Below are 16812 nucleotides of genomic sequence, written 5' to 3' on the forward strand. Positions count from 1 at the left end.
GTAATTTTTTGTCTCAATACTTTTATTATACATTTATTATGAGTCAAATGCTATAAAAAGTTTACTTTTGCGTTGAAATTACCCTTAAAAATGAATGATAGTATTGTAATAATACCAACTTACAACGAAATCGAGAATATTGAAAGTATTGTAAGAGCTGTGCTTTCGCAACATAAACCTTTCCATCTTTTAATTATCGACGACAATTCGCCCGATCACACAGCAAATAAAGTGATTGCCCTGCAGGAAGAATATCCGGGAAGATTATTTTTGGAAAAAAGAGCCAAAAAAGCCGGTTTAGGAACCGCTTATGTTCACGGTTTTAAGTGGGCATTGGAACGCAAGTACGATTTTGTTTTTGAAATGGATGCTGACTTTTCGCACAATCCCAATGATTTAGAAAAATTATATGACGCCTGTCATTTTGGAGGTGCTGATCTGGCTGTTGGGTCTCGCTATGTAACAGGAGTAAATGTGGTAAACTGGCCATTAAGCCGTGTTTTGATGTCTTATTTTGCTTCGGTTTATGTAAAGTTTATTACCGGAATGAAAATTCATGATGCTACAGCTGGCTTTGTTTGTTACAAAAGAGAGGTTTTGGAGAAGATAAATCTGAATAAAATCAAATTTGTTGGATATGCATTTCAAATTGAAATGAAATATAGAACTTATTGTGGTAAATTTGAGATATCTGAAGTCCCAATTATTTTTACAGACAGGACAAAAGGAGTTTCTAAAATGAGCAATGCTATTATTAAAGAAGCTATACTTGGAGTGATTTCTCTTCGATTAAAAAAATTATTCAATACACTATAAATAAAAGGCGATGAACAGGATTTTAATAAAAAATGCTAAAATTGTAAACGAAGGATCTATTTTTGAGGGTGACGTTCTGATAGAAAATGATTTGATTGTTGAGGTTGCAGACAGCATAAGCTTAAAGACATCCGATTGTATTGTTATAGATGCTGAAGGAAATTATTTAATGCCGGGTGCTATTGATGATCAGGTGCATTTTAGAGAACCGGGTTTAACACATAAAGGAGATATAGAATCGGAATCGAGAGCGGCTGTTGCCGGGGGAATTACCTCTTTTATCGAGCAGCCTAATACAGTGCCTAATGCTGTAACTCAGGAAATACTTGAAGATAAATATCAGATTGCTGCAGAAAAATCTTTTGCTAACTATTCTTTTATGATGGGGGCAACAAATGATAATCTGGAAGAGGTTCTAAAAACAAATCCAAAAAATGTTGCAGGAATTAAGATTTTTCTAGGTTCTTCAACTGGAAATATGCTGGTTGATAATGAAGCGACTTTAGAACGAATCTTTTCAAGTACACCAATGTTGATTGCAGTTCATTGCGAAGATGAAACTACAATTCAAAATAATTTAGCAGAGTTTAAAGAACAGTATGGAGAAGATATTCCGGTAACGGCACATAACTTGATCAGAAGTGCTGAGGCTTGTTATATTTCGTCATCTAAAGCGGTAGCGTTGGCAAAAAAAACGGGAGCGAGACTTCATATATTTCATCTTTCGACTGCAAAAGAAATGGAGTTGTTTACCAATAAAATTCCATTAGAAGATAAAAAGATTACAGCAGAGGTTTGCGTACACCATCTTTGGTTTACAGACGAAGATTATAAAACAAAAGGCAATTTTATTAAATGGAATCCGGCTGTAAAAACTGCTGCAGACCGAAAAGCACTTTGGGAAGCTTTAAATGACGGACGTATTGATGTTATTGCAACAGATCATGCGCCACATACTAAAGAAGAAAAATTACAATCTTATTTGAAAGCACCTTCTGGAGGGCCGCTTGTACAGCATGCTGTTGTGGCAATGTTCGAAGCGCATCATCAGGGGAAAATTAGTGTAGAAAAAATTGTGGAGAAAATGTGCCACAATCCGGCTAAGATTTTCAAAATCGAAAAAAGAGGTTTCATTAAAGAAGGTTATTTTGCCGATTTAGTAATTGTAAATCCAAGCCTTCCATGGAGTGTAAACCAGGATAATATTTTATACAAATGCGGATGGTCTCCATTTGAAAATATGGCTTTCAAATCCAGAATTACACATACTTTTGTAAATGGCGAAATGGTGTATAATAACTTTAAAGTAAAAGATGTTCGTGCTGGAAAAAGATTATTGTTTGATAGATAAAAAGCTAGAATGAAGAATTTTGTATTTGTAATATTGGTTTTAATGCTTTCTGTAAGCTGCAAAAAAGATTTGGTAAAAGAGCCAAAAGGACTTATTGAACGCAAGAAAATGATTGATATTATGTATGACTTATCGATTCTGGAAGCGATGAAGTATCAAAATCCGCTTTCGTTAGATTCGATAGACTCAGATCCAAAAAAGTTTGTCTTAAAGAAATATAAAGTAGATAGTTTGCAGTTTGCTCAAAGTAATATTTACTATGCTTCGGATTATAATACTTATAAAGATATGTTTGATGAAGTTGGAAAGCGAATTGCTGTAGAGCAGCGTGCAGCAGATTCTCTTGTTAAAATTGATGAGAAGAAAGCGGCAAAAGCTAATAAAAATAAAAAAGTCGATCCTGCTCTAAAACGTGAAGAGATTAAGAAAGCAAAAATATTAAATGTAGATTCTCTGCAAAGAGCAATGCATTCCAGAAGATAGTTTTATAGTTTTGAAACTTCTTTTATATATAAATGTACATCCTGAAAAACCGCTCCAAGAGCGGTTTTTATTTTTTCGTTTGAATATAAGCTCTTAGAATAAGAAGCTTTTGCAGTAGCTTTAGTAAGGCTTCTTTTTTGAAAAAAGAAAGTGGAGTAAATTCCATCAATCATCCAAAGCAGATTCATAAACATTGGTTTTGCATGTATATGAGGTCTTTTTACTTTTAAAGTGTCTGCAATAGTATTGAGAATATCCTGAAAGATTATATTTTCGGAAATTAATGTAAAACGTTCGTTTTTGATTTCGCTTTTCATTAATTTAAAAGCTGTTTTTACAACATCATTTACAGAAATAAATCCAGTGCTTCCTAAAGTGTAGAACGAAAGCCCGTTGGCTACTTTTGTGTACAGCTCTGCGCTTCCTTGTTGTAGATTTTTTGTTTTAAAGAAAGGGCCTAAAATAACCCCGGGATTTATAATAATAATATCCAGACCTTCTTGTACAGCGCGCCAAACTTCCATTTCGGCGCCATATTTAGAAATAGCATAATCGCTGTGTGGCTTTTCAGGATTCCAGTCTGTTTCTTCGGTAATGTAAGTTTCATGCGGAGCTAAATCTCCCAAAGCAGCGATTGAGCTTACAAAACAGAATTTCTTGACATTTTTGGCAATCGAAAAATTAACCATGTTTGCTGTTCCTTCAATATTGGTTTTTCGTAGTGCATCTTCATCTTTGGGATCAAATGAAATTAAAGCGGCACAGTGATAGACAAAGTCAATTCCGATAAAGGCAGTCTCTAATGAAGGGACGTCTAAAATATCGGCTTCAAGCCAATCTATTTTTTCAAATAGATCTCCTTTTTTATACAGTTCAAAAACCGATTTTGTTTTTTCAATGTTGCTTTGGTTTCTGTAAATAGCCCGAACATTTTCCCCATTTTCAATTAAATGAAGTAATAAATGCGAACCCACTAAACCTGTTCCTCCAGTTACTAATACCATTTTGTAAAGATAAGTTTTTGCTTGAAAGGAGCAAAGGCACATAGACTCAAAGTTGAAAAGGTTTTTTATTGAGGTTCAAAGTTCTGAAGAGACAAAGTTTTTGTGCATTGATATTGCTTTTTGTTATTGATATTGTCATTGCTTTTTGATATTGCCATTGTCATTAATTATATTTGCACAAAATATTTATAAAAATGAAGAATCTAGTTGAAGAATTAAAGTGGCGCGGTTTGTACCATGATAGCATGCCAGGAACGGAAGAACAATTGCTAAAAGAGGTAACTGCGGCTTATATTGGTTTTGATCCAACAGCAGATTCGCTGCATATTGGCAGTATGGTTCAGATTATTTTATTGGTTCATTTGAAGAATTTTGGTCATCAGCCAGTTGCTCTTGTGGGCGGCGCGACCGGAATGATTGGTGATCCTTCTGGGAAATCTGACGAAAGAAATTTGTTGAACGAAGAAACTTTGGCTAAAAACGTTGCAGGAATTAAAAGCGTTCTGTCTCGTTTCTTAGACTTTAATTCAAATGAACCAAACGCTCCAATTATGGTAAATAACTATGATTGGATGAAAGAATTCTCGTTTATTGATTTTGCCCGTGAGGTTGGAAAACGTATTACGGTAAATTATATGATGGCGAAGGATTCTGTTAAAAAGAGAATTAACGGAGAAGGTGAAGGAATGTCTTTTACAGAATTTACTTATCAACTAATTCAGGGATACGATTTTTATCATTTATATAAAAACAATAACTGCCTTTTGCAAATGGGAGGTTCTGATCAATGGGGAAATATTACCACCGGGACGGAATTAGTGCGCAGAATGGGAGGAGAGAATGCAAAAGCTTTTGCATTAACAACACCATTAATTACAAAAGCTGACGGATCTAAATTTGGAAAATCTGAAGGTGGAAATGTTTGGCTGGATGCTGATAAAACTTCTGTTTACAAATTTTACCAGTTTTGGGTAAATGCTACAGATGCTGATGCAGAAAAATATATCAAAATCTTTACCTTTTTAGATAAAGAGACTATTGAAGCTTTAATTGAAGAGCATAAAACAGCTGCACATTTAAGAGTTTTACAAAGAAAACTTGCTGAAGAAATTACAATTTTTGTTCACAGTAAAGAGGAGTTAGAAAAAGCAATTCAGGCATCAAATATCTTGTTTGGAAATTCTACTGCTGAAGATTTGAAGCAATTAGATGAGAAAACTTTTTTAGAAGTTTTTGACGGAGTTCCGCAAGCTGAAATCACAAAAGCTGATTTAGAAAACGGTTTGGATATCATTTCGGTTTTAAACGAAAAAACAGGTTTCTTTAAATCTAACGGAGAGGCGAGAAGAGCTTTAACGGCAAATTCTATTTCGGTTAACAGAGAAAAAATCAAAGAAGATTTTGTTCTGACTGCAAATGATTTGATTAATAATCAGTTTGTACTATTGCAAAGCGGTAAGAAGAATTATTTTGTTATTAGAACGGTTTAATTGTTTAATCGATTTTTGCATAGTTAAACTTAAATATATGAAATCCCAATACCTCGAAGAGCTATTGGGATTTTTTTTAAATTTCTAATGTTGAAAATGTAATAGTTTTTTTATCTGATTGATTTTGTACAATTAAACGATTAACCAAATTAACGGTTAAACCTTTAAAGCACCATCAAATTACAGCCACGAATATCAGAATTATCAAAACGTCCCAATACCTCAAATGAGTTGTTGGAATATTTTTTGCCTAGATCCTGTGTTGCAATAAAAGAACAAGAGTTGATGTTGGCGAGGTCAATAACATTTATTCCGCCTGTTTTTCCGTCGTTTACATAAGTGAGTGCATCTTCCGGATCACGTACTAAAATGCTCATCCAGGACGGGCATTCAAAAATACCATCGCCTAATGAGTAGGCTTGTGCCAAAAGTTCGGTCATTCCGTATTCTGAGTGTATAGAAGAAACGCCAAAGCCTTTGCAAAGCAATTCGTGTAATTCTTCGCGAATCATTTCTTTGCGTTTACCTTTCATTCCTCCGGTTTCCATTATAATGGTATTTTGAAGTTGAAACTGATGTTTTTCGATTAAATCTAGTAAAGCATAAGTAACGCCAATTAAAATCACATTCTGACCAGATTCATCTAATTCGGTTAGTTTTTTAATTAAGTCGTCGTGATTATGTAAATAAAACCCGCTCTCAGGCTGATTGGATAGTTTTATTAGATCTTCGACCATGTAGATTAACGAAGAGCCATCTCGTTCAAGATAGGACGGTAAAAGGGCCAAAACAACATAATCTTCGATGTTGCCATAAAATTGAGAAAATCCATTGCGGTAACTTTCCTCATATAGGGAAATATCGGTCACTAAATGTCTGCTTGTAACCATTCCGGTGGTACCGCTGCTGGTAAAAGTTACCTGAGGAAAATCTGAATTAGAAACTACTTCATGACTTTTAAAAAACTGGATGGGTAAAAAAGGAATCTGCTTAAGTGATTTTATCTGCTGCGGATTGACTTTCAGGAAATTACAGAAATCACGATATACTTTGTTGTTTTCGTGCTGAAAACGAAACACTTTTAGTGCTATTTTCTCAAATTGTTTCTGACTTGAAATGGTAAATATATCGCTGGCTGTAATCAAAACTTTTTTGTGCAAAGATATTTATTTTTTAGTTTTCAGTCTCGATTTTTCAGATACAGTTTTCAGAGGGATATTTCAATAAGTTTATAAGCTGAAAACTGTGACAAGAGCACTGTAAATAGAAAAAAGCCCCATATTTGGAGCTTTTTTTATGTTTTATCGAATGATAAGCTTTCGTGTTGCTGAAGCATTTTCTTCGCTTATTTTAATGATATAAACGCCGGGAGCTAAATCTGCAACGTTTAATTCTCTTGTGCTTAAATGTGCCTGAAGTACTTTTTTGCCCAGTAAATCAAATATAATGATTTCTTTTTCTAAGTCATTTTTAGACGAGATGTATACTTTTCCGTTAGTAACTGGATTAGGGTACAAGCTTAGTCCCTCAATAGAAGTAGTTTCCTGAGTTTTTGGTAATTGCTTACTGTCTTGTGCCGAGACACTTACAGTAAAGAAAAAAGCCAATAAGAAAGTAATATAAAAGTAATTTTTTGCCATCGCATTTATTTGGATAAGTAAATATACAAAAAAAATTACAAAAATTACGCCAAAAAAAAACATCCTAATATTTTAGGATGTTTTTAACATTATGTATTCGAAGTTATTAGATGTATTCTATATCTGTTGGGCATTTTTTTTTTTTTAATTATATAAATTAATTGAAAAAGAAAAAGCTGCCTGAAATATTTTCAGACAGCTTCTTTTTTATTTTGTATCAGAACTTTAATTATTTAGTCCAGTTAGCCCAAGTTGGTAACTCAGCACCATTACCAGCACCAAGGTTTCCAGTGCTTGTTCCAGATAATTTAGCACCATCAAAAGAAGTTACAGAAGCTCCAAAAGTATAGTTTGTGATAGTAAAGTTACCAGCAGCGATATTTGCAACTGCACCTGCATCTGTAGATAATTTAGTAAGAGCAGCAGGCATTCCGTCAGCAACATATAAGTTTGTGTAAGCTTGTTTTCCACCACCTTCTTTGTAGTTGATTGCTTTTTCATCAGCTAAGAAAGTAGCACCACCTTTAATGATAGAGATGTTTGTAACTTTAGCGTTAGTCATTGGAGTAGCTCCACTTGGATCTTTAGCGTTAGTAGATCCTTCAACACCTGCTTTAGAAACACCTTTAATGTATACGTTTGTAGCAGTACCTTGCCATCCGTCAGCGAAATCTAATGAATCATCATAAGAGTTAATGATTGTTAAGTTAGAAGCATTTACAGCTCCTCCAAAGAATTCAATTCCGTCATCACCACTTTCGAAAGTGTAGATATCAGATACTACAGTTCCAGAACCTACTCCAAAGAAAGAAACTCCATTGTATTCTTTTTCAGAAGTATATTTAGAACCTGTATAAGAGATTTTTAAGAAGTTAATGTTTCCAGAAGAATCTGCATTATCATTACCTCCGTAGCTTAAACCACCTACTTCAGAAGTACCATTGTCTCCAGTGTTTACTTTACCGTTACCAGCAATGATCAATCCACCCCAGTCACTTTGAGCAGGAGTTGCTTTTCCAGAAGTCATAACAACTGGTTTAGTAGCAGTACCATTGATGTTAATTTTAGCGTTTCTTTCTACAGCGATATATAAAGAAGTTGCTTCTGCAGTAGGAGAGCTTTTAATTACTGTTCCAGCAGGAATTACTAAAGTAGCTCCGCCTTTAACTACTAAACCTCCAGTTAAAGTATAAGTTTGAGTAGGATCTAAAGTTACAGTACCGTCTTTAATCTCCCCTTTTAAATCGTCAACTTTTAAAACAAAAGAACTGTTGTTAGTGTCTTTGTTATTGTCATCAGAACTACAGCTTGTTAAAGCAAGTCCTAATATTGCAGCCATTGCAAATAAACTTTTTTTCATTTTTGTTGTGTTTTATTGTTTTATTTATTCAAGGCAAAGTAAATGAACATATGTTTTTGTTGAGTTAAGACGATATTAACAATCTATTAAGTATAATGGGGTAAAAACACATCGTCTTAATGTAAAATTTACATTGCAGTTTCGAATAAAAAAAAAGGTGATTGGAATAACCAATCACCTCTTGTAATTTGTTGAAAATCTTTTTCTTAGAAAGTATAGTTTAAAGTAAGTCTTAGATCAGAACCTGCTTTGTACGATGTAACTGTGATATCGCCAACACTTTCTTTTCCTGGTACTTCACCTTGCTCTTGTACACGTTTGAAAGTTGGATTCAGGATGTTGTTATAAATAAGGCCAATTTTTAAGTTTTTGGTTAAGCTTGAGTTTACAATAAAGTCTAGTTTGTTTACTGCTTTATCAACCATGTTTCCAACTCTTGAAGTTCCAATTACAGCTAACTTATCTGAAAAATAAGAGTAAGAAACTGTTGCCGAAATATCTGTGTTTTCTGAAAACTCATTTAAGAATGATAAGTTCGCATTGGCAAGGAAATTAGAAGCTCCTGTTAATTTACTTGATGTAAAAGTAAAGTTAGCTCCAAAATCATTTTCATTGTTTACTTTTTCGTTGCTTAGATCTTGTTTTGTGTACAAGTATGATCCGTTTGCGTCAAAAGAAAGTTTTGTCTTTAGGTTGTTACTTTTTTCAATTTCAAAAAGATCTTTTCTGTATTCTACTTCAACCCCAGCGACTGTTCCTTTGTCTCCTGTATTTGCATAAGAAATATCATTTGAAGAAGAATTCAAGAACATTTCGTTGATTGGGTTTTGAATGATTTTACCAAATGCAGTAACAGAAATTAGCTCACTTGCTTTCGGGAAAAATTCCCATCCTAAATCAAAATTGTAATTTGTTGAAGCGTATAATCTTGGGTTTCCTTCGTAAGCTTGTGCAACATCTTCATAAATAATTGGCACTTTTTCTTTAAACTGAGGAAGTGTATACGTTTTACTAGCAGAGAATTTTAAATTCTGTCTGTCATTTAATGTATATTTTGAAATTAAGCTTGGTAAAATATTGAATTTAGAATCATCAGAGTTTCCTCCAGATGGAACTGTTGTCGTGATATAGAAAACATTCTGATTCAATTGTTCTAATCTAGCTCCTAATATCACGCTTAATCTTTCAGTTAAAGAATATTGAACATTAGCAAAAGCAGCATTAATATCTAAATTTCCATTATATGTCTGGTGAATTCTGTTTGAGTAAGATGAACCCCAGTGTGCAGGATCTAAATAATTGTCTACATGGTGAATGTCTTCTTTAGGAAAAGAAATTGTAGTTCGGTCCGGGAAGAACGAATACTGTTGCATTTCGTAATCCACATTTTTGAATTTTCCTGAATAACCAACAGTTACTTTTCCTTTGTAAGTATCATCACTACCTTTTTTGAAGTTGTAAGAAAGAGCAATATTTGCAGCGATTTCATTTTCTTTTAAGTCGTGAAAGAATCTGTGGTTATTAATATTTGAATTGGTAAAAAATGTATAGTCGATAGCATTAGGAGCATACACGAAAGAGTTTTGCATACGATCCGGGATTGCGCTGTCAGACATACTGTAACCTACTCCCCAATTTAAATTCCACTGATCGTTGAATTTATTTTTACCTGTTAATTGGTTTACCACTAATTGAGTTCTTTCAAAAGTTCCACGTTTGATAAAACCGCTAATTTGCTGTTGAGCATCTCCACCACCATCAAAGTTTACGTTTGTTCCTTCATATTCACTATAATCTTGTTCACTAGAGTTTAAGAATAAAGAAGTAAAGAAGATTGAGTTTTTGTTGTTGATTTTATAATCAGCAGTACCCATAACCGTTGTTGTAGTGTTATGCTTATAAGCTGTTCTGATAAAATCAGAATAAATATCTCCGTCAGAAGTGATTCCTCCTCTGCTGTAACCTTGAGTAAATTTGTTTTTTGCGCTAAAAGATCCTGTAACAAAAGCACCAATTGAGCTTTCGTCATTTATTGTAAATCTTTTTCCTCCAGATAAAGTGTAGAAAGCATTTAATACATTTTTACTTTCTTGTCTATCCCAGCTTGTTGCATAGCTGTATGGCAATAATGGAGATTCTGGAACTCCTACTTTTTTAAATCCTGTATAAGTAGGTCCGTCTTGCAGGTAAAAATGATCTTGTCCTAAAACATTTGTGTTTGCACCTGTACCAATTGAAAAACTGATAAAAGGTTTTCCGCTGAATTTCTTTGCGCTAATATCGATATTAGCTCCTCCAAAATCGGCATAGTTTTGAGATTCGAAAGTTTTACTGATTCCGATGTTATCTACAATGTTTGTAGAGAAGATCTCTAAAAGAATGTTTTTGTTTGCTGGGTTGTTTGATGGTAACGGAAGACCATTTAAAGTAGTTACATTATAACGGTCGCCTAATCCGCGCACGAAAACATTTCCAGAATCGTCTTGCTTAGAAACACCACTTACTTTCGCAACAGCGTTAGCTACGTCATTAACTCCTTTTCTCGCAATTTCCTCAGCACCAATAGCCGCTTTAAATTGAACTGCATTTTTTTGATCTAATAATAACGCTGATTCTTTTTGTTTGTTTACTGCTGCAGATTTTACAACAACATCTTTAAGAGTGAAACTGCCTGATGATAATACTTGGTTAATAGTAATGGTTTCACCTGCCTTAACAGTTACTGGTTTTTCTACAGATTCATATCCTACGAAACTAAAAATAATTGTATAATTTCCTGGATTTACACTTAACGAATATTTTCCGTCAATATCAGTGTTGGTATTAATTTTTGTTCCTTTTAATAAAACATTTGCAAAAGGAAGTACTTCATTATTAGTTTCTTTATCGGTTAATACACCAGAAATCGTACCTTTGTTTTGCGCGATCGAAATCGAACAGATAAATAATGTGATTAATAGAAATTTTAAATTGAATTTCATTGTCAGTGTTGTGTTTAATTTATTTTTGTGCAAAGAAAGAACCGTATTGTAAAGTTCATGTTAGGGACTTGTTATGTTTTTGTGTTGCCAAGATTATCAAATTGTTACCAAATTAAATTACCGTTAACCGCAATTTTTAACGGTCGTTTTATTACTATATTTACGCTGTGAAATAAAAAACATCGAATATATAATGAAGAAAATTTGATGTAAAAATCTCAATTTTGCTATTTATGAAAAAAACACAAACCAAGATTTTATTAGTTGACGATGAACCAGATATCTTAGAAATCGTTGGCTATAACCTTGCGCAGGAAGGCTACCAGATTGTAACTGCTTCAAACGGAAAAGAAGCGATTGCAAAAGCCCAGAAAGAATTGCCGGAATTAATCATTATGGATGTTATGATGGCCGAAATGGATGGGATGGAAGCTTGTGAACACATTAGAAAAATTCCGGAACTAAATAATGTTATCATAACATTCCTTACAGCAAGAAGCGAAGATTATTCGCAAGTTGCTGGATTTGATGCTGGTGCTGATGACTATATTACCAAACCAATAAAACCAAAATTGTTGGTGAGTAAAGTAAAGGCTTTGTTAAGAAGGTTAAAAGAACAAGAAATAGTTAGTGATACTATAAATGTTGGTGGTATTGAGATTAACCGTGAAGAATATAAAATAATCAAAGGCAATGTTGAAATTGCTTTGCCAAGAAAAGAATTCGAATTGTTTTATCTATTAGCTTCAAAACCAGGAAAAGTTTTTAAAAGAGATGAAATCCTTGATAAAGTATGGGGTAATGAAGTAGTTGTTGGAGGAAGAACTATCGACGTTCATATCAGAAAACTTCGTGAAAAAATAGGAGAAGACCTTTTTAAAACAATAAAAGGGGTTGGTTACAAATTTGAAGTCTAGTATTTCTATAAAAAAGGGAACCATATAAGTAATATAAGTTCATTTAAATTATAGTTTGCTTTCAAAATAAAAAAGCTCATTTTTGTCAAAGTCTGACTTTGATAAAGATGGGCTTTTCAAAATTATTATTTGTTCCCAAAAAAAAGTTATTTTTAAATGAACTTATATTACTTATATGGTGAAAAAATAACCTTTAATTAGTTTTAATATTTTAACTATTTCAATGAAAATTAATTTTAAAAAAACATACAAATTTGCTATTAAATCGGCATTATATATAAGTCTGTTTTCAACAGGATTTGTGATGATCCTAATGTCTTTATTCTATAAGAACCAATTGAAATATCAAATTGCATTTGGAACAATTTTTATCATTTCAATTTATATTTTCTCTTTTTTGGTTTTGCAATACCGTGTAGAACGTTTTATATATAGACGAGTTAAGAAAATTTATGATGAGGTTTCGCTGTTAGAATCTACACCACTAATTAATCAACCGATAACGACCGATATGGAAACGCTTTCGCGTGAAGTAAAAAAGTTTGCTACGGATAAAAAACTTGAAATCGAAATGCTCGAAATTCGGGAGCAATACCGAAGAGAATTTTTGGGTAATGTCTCTCACGAACTTAAGACGCCTTTATTTACAGTACAAGGTTATGTGTCGACCTTGCTGGATGGAGCGATGGATGATAAAAATATTCGCAAGAAATATTTAAAACGTGCCGAAAAAGGTGTTGAGCGATTGATTTATATTGTCGAAGATCTTGATATGATTACCAAACTTGAATCTGGTGATTTAAATTTGGTAATGACTGATTTTGATATTGTTGAACTAATTCAGAATGTGTTTGATTTACTGGAGATGAAAGCCGATAAAAAGAAAATCAAATTGGCTTTTGAAAGTAAAAATGTACAGTCAGTTATCATTCGCGGTGATCAGGACAGAATTCAGCAGGTTTTAGAAAATCTGATTGTCAACTCAATAAAATACGGAAAAGAAGGCGGTTTGACCGAGGTTGGTGTAGTAAATCTTACCAAGAAAAAGGTTTTAATCCGAATTAGTGATAACGGAGAAGGTGTTGAAAAACAGAATATTTCAAGACTTTTTGAACGTTTTTACAGAGTTGATAAAAGCGGAACACGTTCTGAAGGTGGGTCCGGTTTAGGTTTAGCAATCGTAAAACATATTATTGAAGCTCATAAAGAGAAAGTTTACGTAGAAAGTGAGTTTGGAATTGGTTCTGAATTTTCTTTTACACTCGAAAAAGCACATAAAATACAAAAACCGGAAGTTAAAAAATTGTAATTAAGGTTTCGTTAGAAGCTGTAAAATGCAGGTTTTAACATTAAATCAACATACGGTTTCAGGTCGTAACATTAAATTTTTATTATAGTAACATCTTGTTAATGATTTCTTAACATAGGTGAGTCATCTTTGCATCCTGAAATTAAGGGTAATAGAAAAATGATGAAAAAAATAATTGCAGCAGTTTTATTTCTGCTTACTTACGGTGCTAATGCGCAGGAATTAAATAAGCAGGATGTAAAAAACGAGGTAATGCGTATTTTAGATTCGATTAACAAAGCAAAACTTCCGGAAACTAAATCCGGAGGAGGAGTTGAAGCGCATTGGTACGATCGAATTTCTTTAAGAGGTTATGCACAAGTAAGATACAATGGTTTGTTCTCTACAAACGACAAAATTACCTGCGACCAATGTGACAGATCCTGGGGAACAACTTCAACAGCTCCGGATGCAAAAGCCAACAACGGACTTTTTATTCGTCGTGCGCGTTTAGTGTTTTCTGGTCAGGTTCATCCAAATGTATTTTTCTATTTCCAGCCTGATTTTGCCAGTTCACCAGTAACTGGGATTCAAAATTTCGTTCAGATTCGTGATTTGTATTTTGATCTTTCTTTTGATAAAAAAAGAGAATACCGAGTTCGTGTGGGGCAAAGTAAAATTCCGTATGGATTCACAAACATGCAGTCCAGTTCACAACGTTTAACATTGGATCGTGCAGATGCCATTAACAGTTCGATAGCAAATGAACGTGATTTAGGGTTGATTTTTTATTGGGCACCAGCCGAAATCAGAGAACGTTTTGAAATGTTGGTTAAAGATGGTTACAAAGGTTCGGGAGATTATGGAGTGTTTGCATTTGGAGTTTATAATGGACAGATTGCTAATAAAATTGATGCAAACAGAGATTTGAATGTAGTAGCCAGAATATCGTATCCTTTTGTAATTGGCAGCCAGATTATAGAACCTGGAATTCAGGCCTATGATGGGAAATGGGCTTTTACAGATGAAATTTCTACCGGTGTTATTGTGAATGATCCTAAATATGTGAAAGATGAAAGAATAGGTGCAACTTTTGTTTTGTACCCAAAACCTTTCGGTATTCAAACGGAATATAATATTGGTAAAGGGCCTCGCTATAACCCTTTAACAAACACTGTTGATCAAACCAGTTTAAATGGAGGGTATGTTTTGCTAAACTATAAATTGGATATCAAAAAACAGCGTATATATCCTTTCGCTCAATTTCAATATTATGACGGAGGTAAGAAATATGAAAAAGACGCCAGAAGCTATGTTGTCAGGGATTACGAATTTGGTATCGAATGGCAACCAATCAAAGCATTAGAATTAACAGCCGAATATGTTGTAGCCGATAGATCTTATGTAGATAGTGCCCGCCCGATTAATAGACAAGAAGGTAATCTGTTGCGTTTACAAGCGCAGTTTAATTTCTAGAAATTAGTCTTCAAAAACAGAAAATAACGAGTCCCAGTCAATTTCATTTTTAAATTGGGACAATCCTTTAAACGACTTTACTTTTGATAGATCTTCAATCGTAAAGTCGTCTTGCATTGCATAGGGTACAAGATTTTCTTCCTGAAGTTTTATCGCCAGATATTCCTGCTCATATTGTCCGGGAGTTGGGATAAAAAAAGCTTTTTTGCCTAGTTTAGCCAAATCCATTACAGTTGTATAACCAGAGCGGCACAATACAAATTCACTTTCGTTAAAAGTTTGCTCGAGTTGTTTAGAGTTCATGAAATTATAATAAGTAACATTTCCTGCCTGCCACTTACTCTGCACTTTTTCAACGAGACCTTGTACAAAAACAACTTTGCCTTTATAATTAGCAACTTCCTTTTGAAGTTTTTCGTCTAAGAATGTGCGTTGAGGTTCTGGTCCGGATAAAATAATCATTAAGTCATAAACTTTGTCGATTTCCTTTTGGCGCATCCGACTCAACGGACCAATATATTTTAAATTGAGATGATTGGTTTTTAAATGACCTAAATCACCCGTAAGATTCGTTTTCTCATTAGAATCAGGAACCCAGCATTCTGTATATTTTTTTATAAAATACTGGTGACATTTACTAGTAAACCAGGTAGTATTTCCGGTCATAACATTCAATTGATGCGTCATAAAAACCGATGGGACTTTTTTACTGAAGACTCCCAGTCGATTATCAGATATAATGCCGTCAATTCCGTGTTTTTTGATCCACGAATTCACCACTTTTTTTTCGTCCAAAATGGCAGTGATCATTTTGGGTAAATTTTTAATTAGTTTCCATTTAAAATTTTTGCCATTTTTAGCATATTCAATATGGTAGGAGGGCAACTCCAGAGTTTGTATATATGGAAATTCTTTTCTTAATAGAGCCAAAGCAACACCATCAGAAGCGATAATCGGAATGAATTTATTTTCCTGAAGCGCTTTGATAATCGGGATGCATCGGGTGGCATGGCCTAATCCCCAGTTTAACGGAGCAACTAATATAGTTTTGTTAGCAGAATAGTCAATGCTCATAATTTAACGCTTTTTGAAAACGAAGATAAAGAAATATGTTTTTTATGGTATTTCGCACACATTACTAAATTATTAATTTAAGATTCTGAGGCTCTAAGGTTCTAAGATGCTAAGATATTATGGGTCTGAGGTTCTGGATATAGTTTTAATGATCTAAGATTTTAACAAAAAAAGCCGAACGTAAGTTCGGCTTTTTAAATTTTCGTATTTCAATAACTTGGCACCTTAGTATCTCAGTACCTCAGAACCTTTCCCTAATCCTGAATATAAGTTTTGTTTCCGTTTTTGTTAATGTAGTATTTACCACCTCTTGGTCCTGTGTAAACTTTTTTTCCGTTGTATTCTCCGGTAACTTTATCAGCTACTTTTGGAGCTTTTTCGTTCGTTTCTTTTAAAGTTTTAGTGGTTGTTTTTGAAGCAGTTTTTTTTGCTGTTTTTTTTGCTGTTTCAGCATCCTTTTTTACAGATTTGCTGGCAGCATCAGCTTTGTCTGCTGTTTTTTTTGCGTCTGCTTTTGTGCTTTCTGCTTTGTCAGCGGCTTTTGTCGCTTTTGTCGCTTCACTTTTAGCTTTTGTTGCTTCTTTGTTTGCTGTTTTTTTGGCAGCAGTTGCTGATTCTTTTGCTTTGGCAGTTTCTTTATCGGCTGTTTTTTTAGCAGCGCTTGCAGATTCTTTCTTCGCTTTTGTAGATGCATCTGTTGCTTTGTCAGCAGATTTTTTAGCTTTATCAGCTTCTTTTTTAGCATCAGACTTAGCTTTAGCAGCATCAGATTTTGCTTTTTTAGCAGATGCTTCGGTTTTACTCTTAGTTGTTTTTGCGGCAGTCTCCTGAGCGTAAAAATTAGAAGAGAAAACGACTATAAAACAAAGTAATAATAATTTTTTCATAAGGTTAAGAGTTTAAATTTCAATTAAAATTAATCAATTTATTCT

General features: G+C 33.7%; 14 protein-coding genes. 7 read left to right on the top strand and 7 right to left on the bottom strand.

What is annotated here, in order from left to right; all coding sequences use genetic code 11:
• Window positions 1–90: 90 nt before the first annotated feature.
• The 3 genes from OLM51_RS04705 to OLM51_RS04715 are packed head-to-tail and all read left to right on the top strand — an operon-like array spanning window position 91 to window position 2650.
• Window positions 91–816, top strand: coding sequence for a polyprenol monophosphomannose synthase (locus OLM51_RS04705; RefSeq protein WP_264553241.1), 726 nt, complete (start codon window positions 91–93; stop codon window positions 814–816).
• A gap of 10 nt (window positions 817–826) precedes the next feature.
• A complete protein-coding gene (locus OLM51_RS04710) occupies window positions 827–2167 on the top strand; it encodes a dihydroorotase (RefSeq protein ID WP_264553242.1) in 1341 nt (446 codons plus the stop codon).
• A gap of 9 nt (window positions 2168–2176) precedes the next feature.
• Window positions 2177–2650 carry a DUF4296 domain-containing protein gene (locus tag OLM51_RS04715; RefSeq protein WP_264553243.1) on the top strand — a complete coding sequence of 158 codons (474 nt, stop codon included), beginning with the start codon at window positions 2177–2179 and terminating at the stop codon, window positions 2648–2650.
• Between the two features lie 2 nt (window positions 2651–2652).
• Here OLM51_RS04715 and OLM51_RS04720 read toward each other — a convergent pair whose 3' ends face one another.
• Entirely contained in the window at window positions 2653–3654 is a 1002-nt protein-coding gene (locus tag OLM51_RS04720; RefSeq protein ID WP_264553244.1) for an NAD-dependent epimerase/dehydratase family protein, read from the bottom strand.
• Window positions 3655–3848: 194 nt separating this feature from the next.
• Between OLM51_RS04720 and tyrS the strand changes: the two genes are divergently transcribed.
• Entirely contained in the window at window positions 3849–5144 is a 1296-nt protein-coding gene (tyrS, locus tag OLM51_RS04725) for a tyrosine--tRNA ligase (RefSeq protein WP_264553245.1), read from the top strand.
• Window positions 5145–5308: 164 nt separating this feature from the next.
• Here tyrS and OLM51_RS04730 read toward each other — a convergent pair whose 3' ends face one another.
• The 4 genes from OLM51_RS04730 to OLM51_RS04745 form a co-directional block, all read right to left on the bottom strand.
• Entirely contained in the window at window positions 5309–6289 is a 981-nt protein-coding gene (locus OLM51_RS04730; protein ID WP_264554274.1) for an acyl transferase, read from the bottom strand.
• Between the two features lie 156 nt (window positions 6290–6445).
• Window positions 6446–6784, bottom strand: coding sequence for a T9SS type A sorting domain-containing protein (locus OLM51_RS04735; protein WP_264553246.1), 339 nt, complete (start codon window positions 6782–6784; stop codon window positions 6446–6448).
• A gap of 229 nt (window positions 6785–7013) precedes the next feature.
• On the bottom strand, window positions 7014–8144 hold the full coding sequence (locus OLM51_RS04740) for a hypothetical protein (protein ID WP_264553247.1): 1131 nt from the start codon (window positions 8142–8144) through the stop codon (window positions 7014–7016).
• A gap of 206 nt (window positions 8145–8350) precedes the next feature.
• Window positions 8351–11125, bottom strand: coding sequence for a TonB-dependent receptor (locus tag OLM51_RS04745; RefSeq protein WP_264553248.1), 2775 nt, complete (start codon window positions 11123–11125; stop codon window positions 8351–8353).
• A gap of 233 nt (window positions 11126–11358) precedes the next feature.
• Between OLM51_RS04745 and OLM51_RS04750 the strand changes: the two genes are divergently transcribed.
• The 3 genes from OLM51_RS04750 (at window position 11359) to OLM51_RS04760 (ending at window position 14806) form a co-directional block, all read left to right on the top strand.
• Entirely contained in the window at window positions 11359–12042 is a 684-nt protein-coding gene (locus OLM51_RS04750; RefSeq protein WP_264553249.1) for a response regulator transcription factor, read from the top strand.
• Between the two features lie 223 nt (window positions 12043–12265).
• Window positions 12266–13351, top strand: a complete 1086-nt coding sequence (locus tag OLM51_RS04755; RefSeq protein WP_264553250.1) for a sensor histidine kinase — start codon at window positions 12266–12268, stop codon at window positions 13349–13351.
• A gap of 159 nt (window positions 13352–13510) precedes the next feature.
• The gene (locus tag OLM51_RS04760) at window positions 13511–14806 is read left to right on the top strand and encodes a porin (RefSeq protein WP_319799971.1); all 1296 of its coding nucleotides are present in this window, start codon (window positions 13511–13513) and stop codon (window positions 14804–14806) included.
• Between the two features lie 3 nt (window positions 14807–14809).
• Here OLM51_RS04760 and OLM51_RS04765 read toward each other — a convergent pair whose 3' ends face one another.
• Together OLM51_RS04765 and OLM51_RS04770 are read right to left on the bottom strand one after the other, a co-directional pair.
• Window positions 14810–15880: a glycosyltransferase gene (locus OLM51_RS04765; RefSeq protein ID WP_264553252.1), complete on the bottom strand. Its 1071-nt coding sequence runs from the start codon at window positions 15878–15880 to the stop codon at window positions 14810–14812.
• Window positions 15881–16134: 254 nt separating this feature from the next.
• Window positions 16135–16767, bottom strand: coding sequence for a hypothetical protein (locus tag OLM51_RS04770; RefSeq protein ID WP_264553253.1), 633 nt, complete (start codon window positions 16765–16767; stop codon window positions 16135–16137).
• Between the last annotated feature and the right edge of the window lie 45 nt (window positions 16768–16812).

The organism is Flavobacterium sp. N2038 (genome assembly GCF_025947185.1).
Classification (GTDB): Bacteria; Bacteroidota; Bacteroidia; order Flavobacteriales; family Flavobacteriaceae; genus Flavobacterium.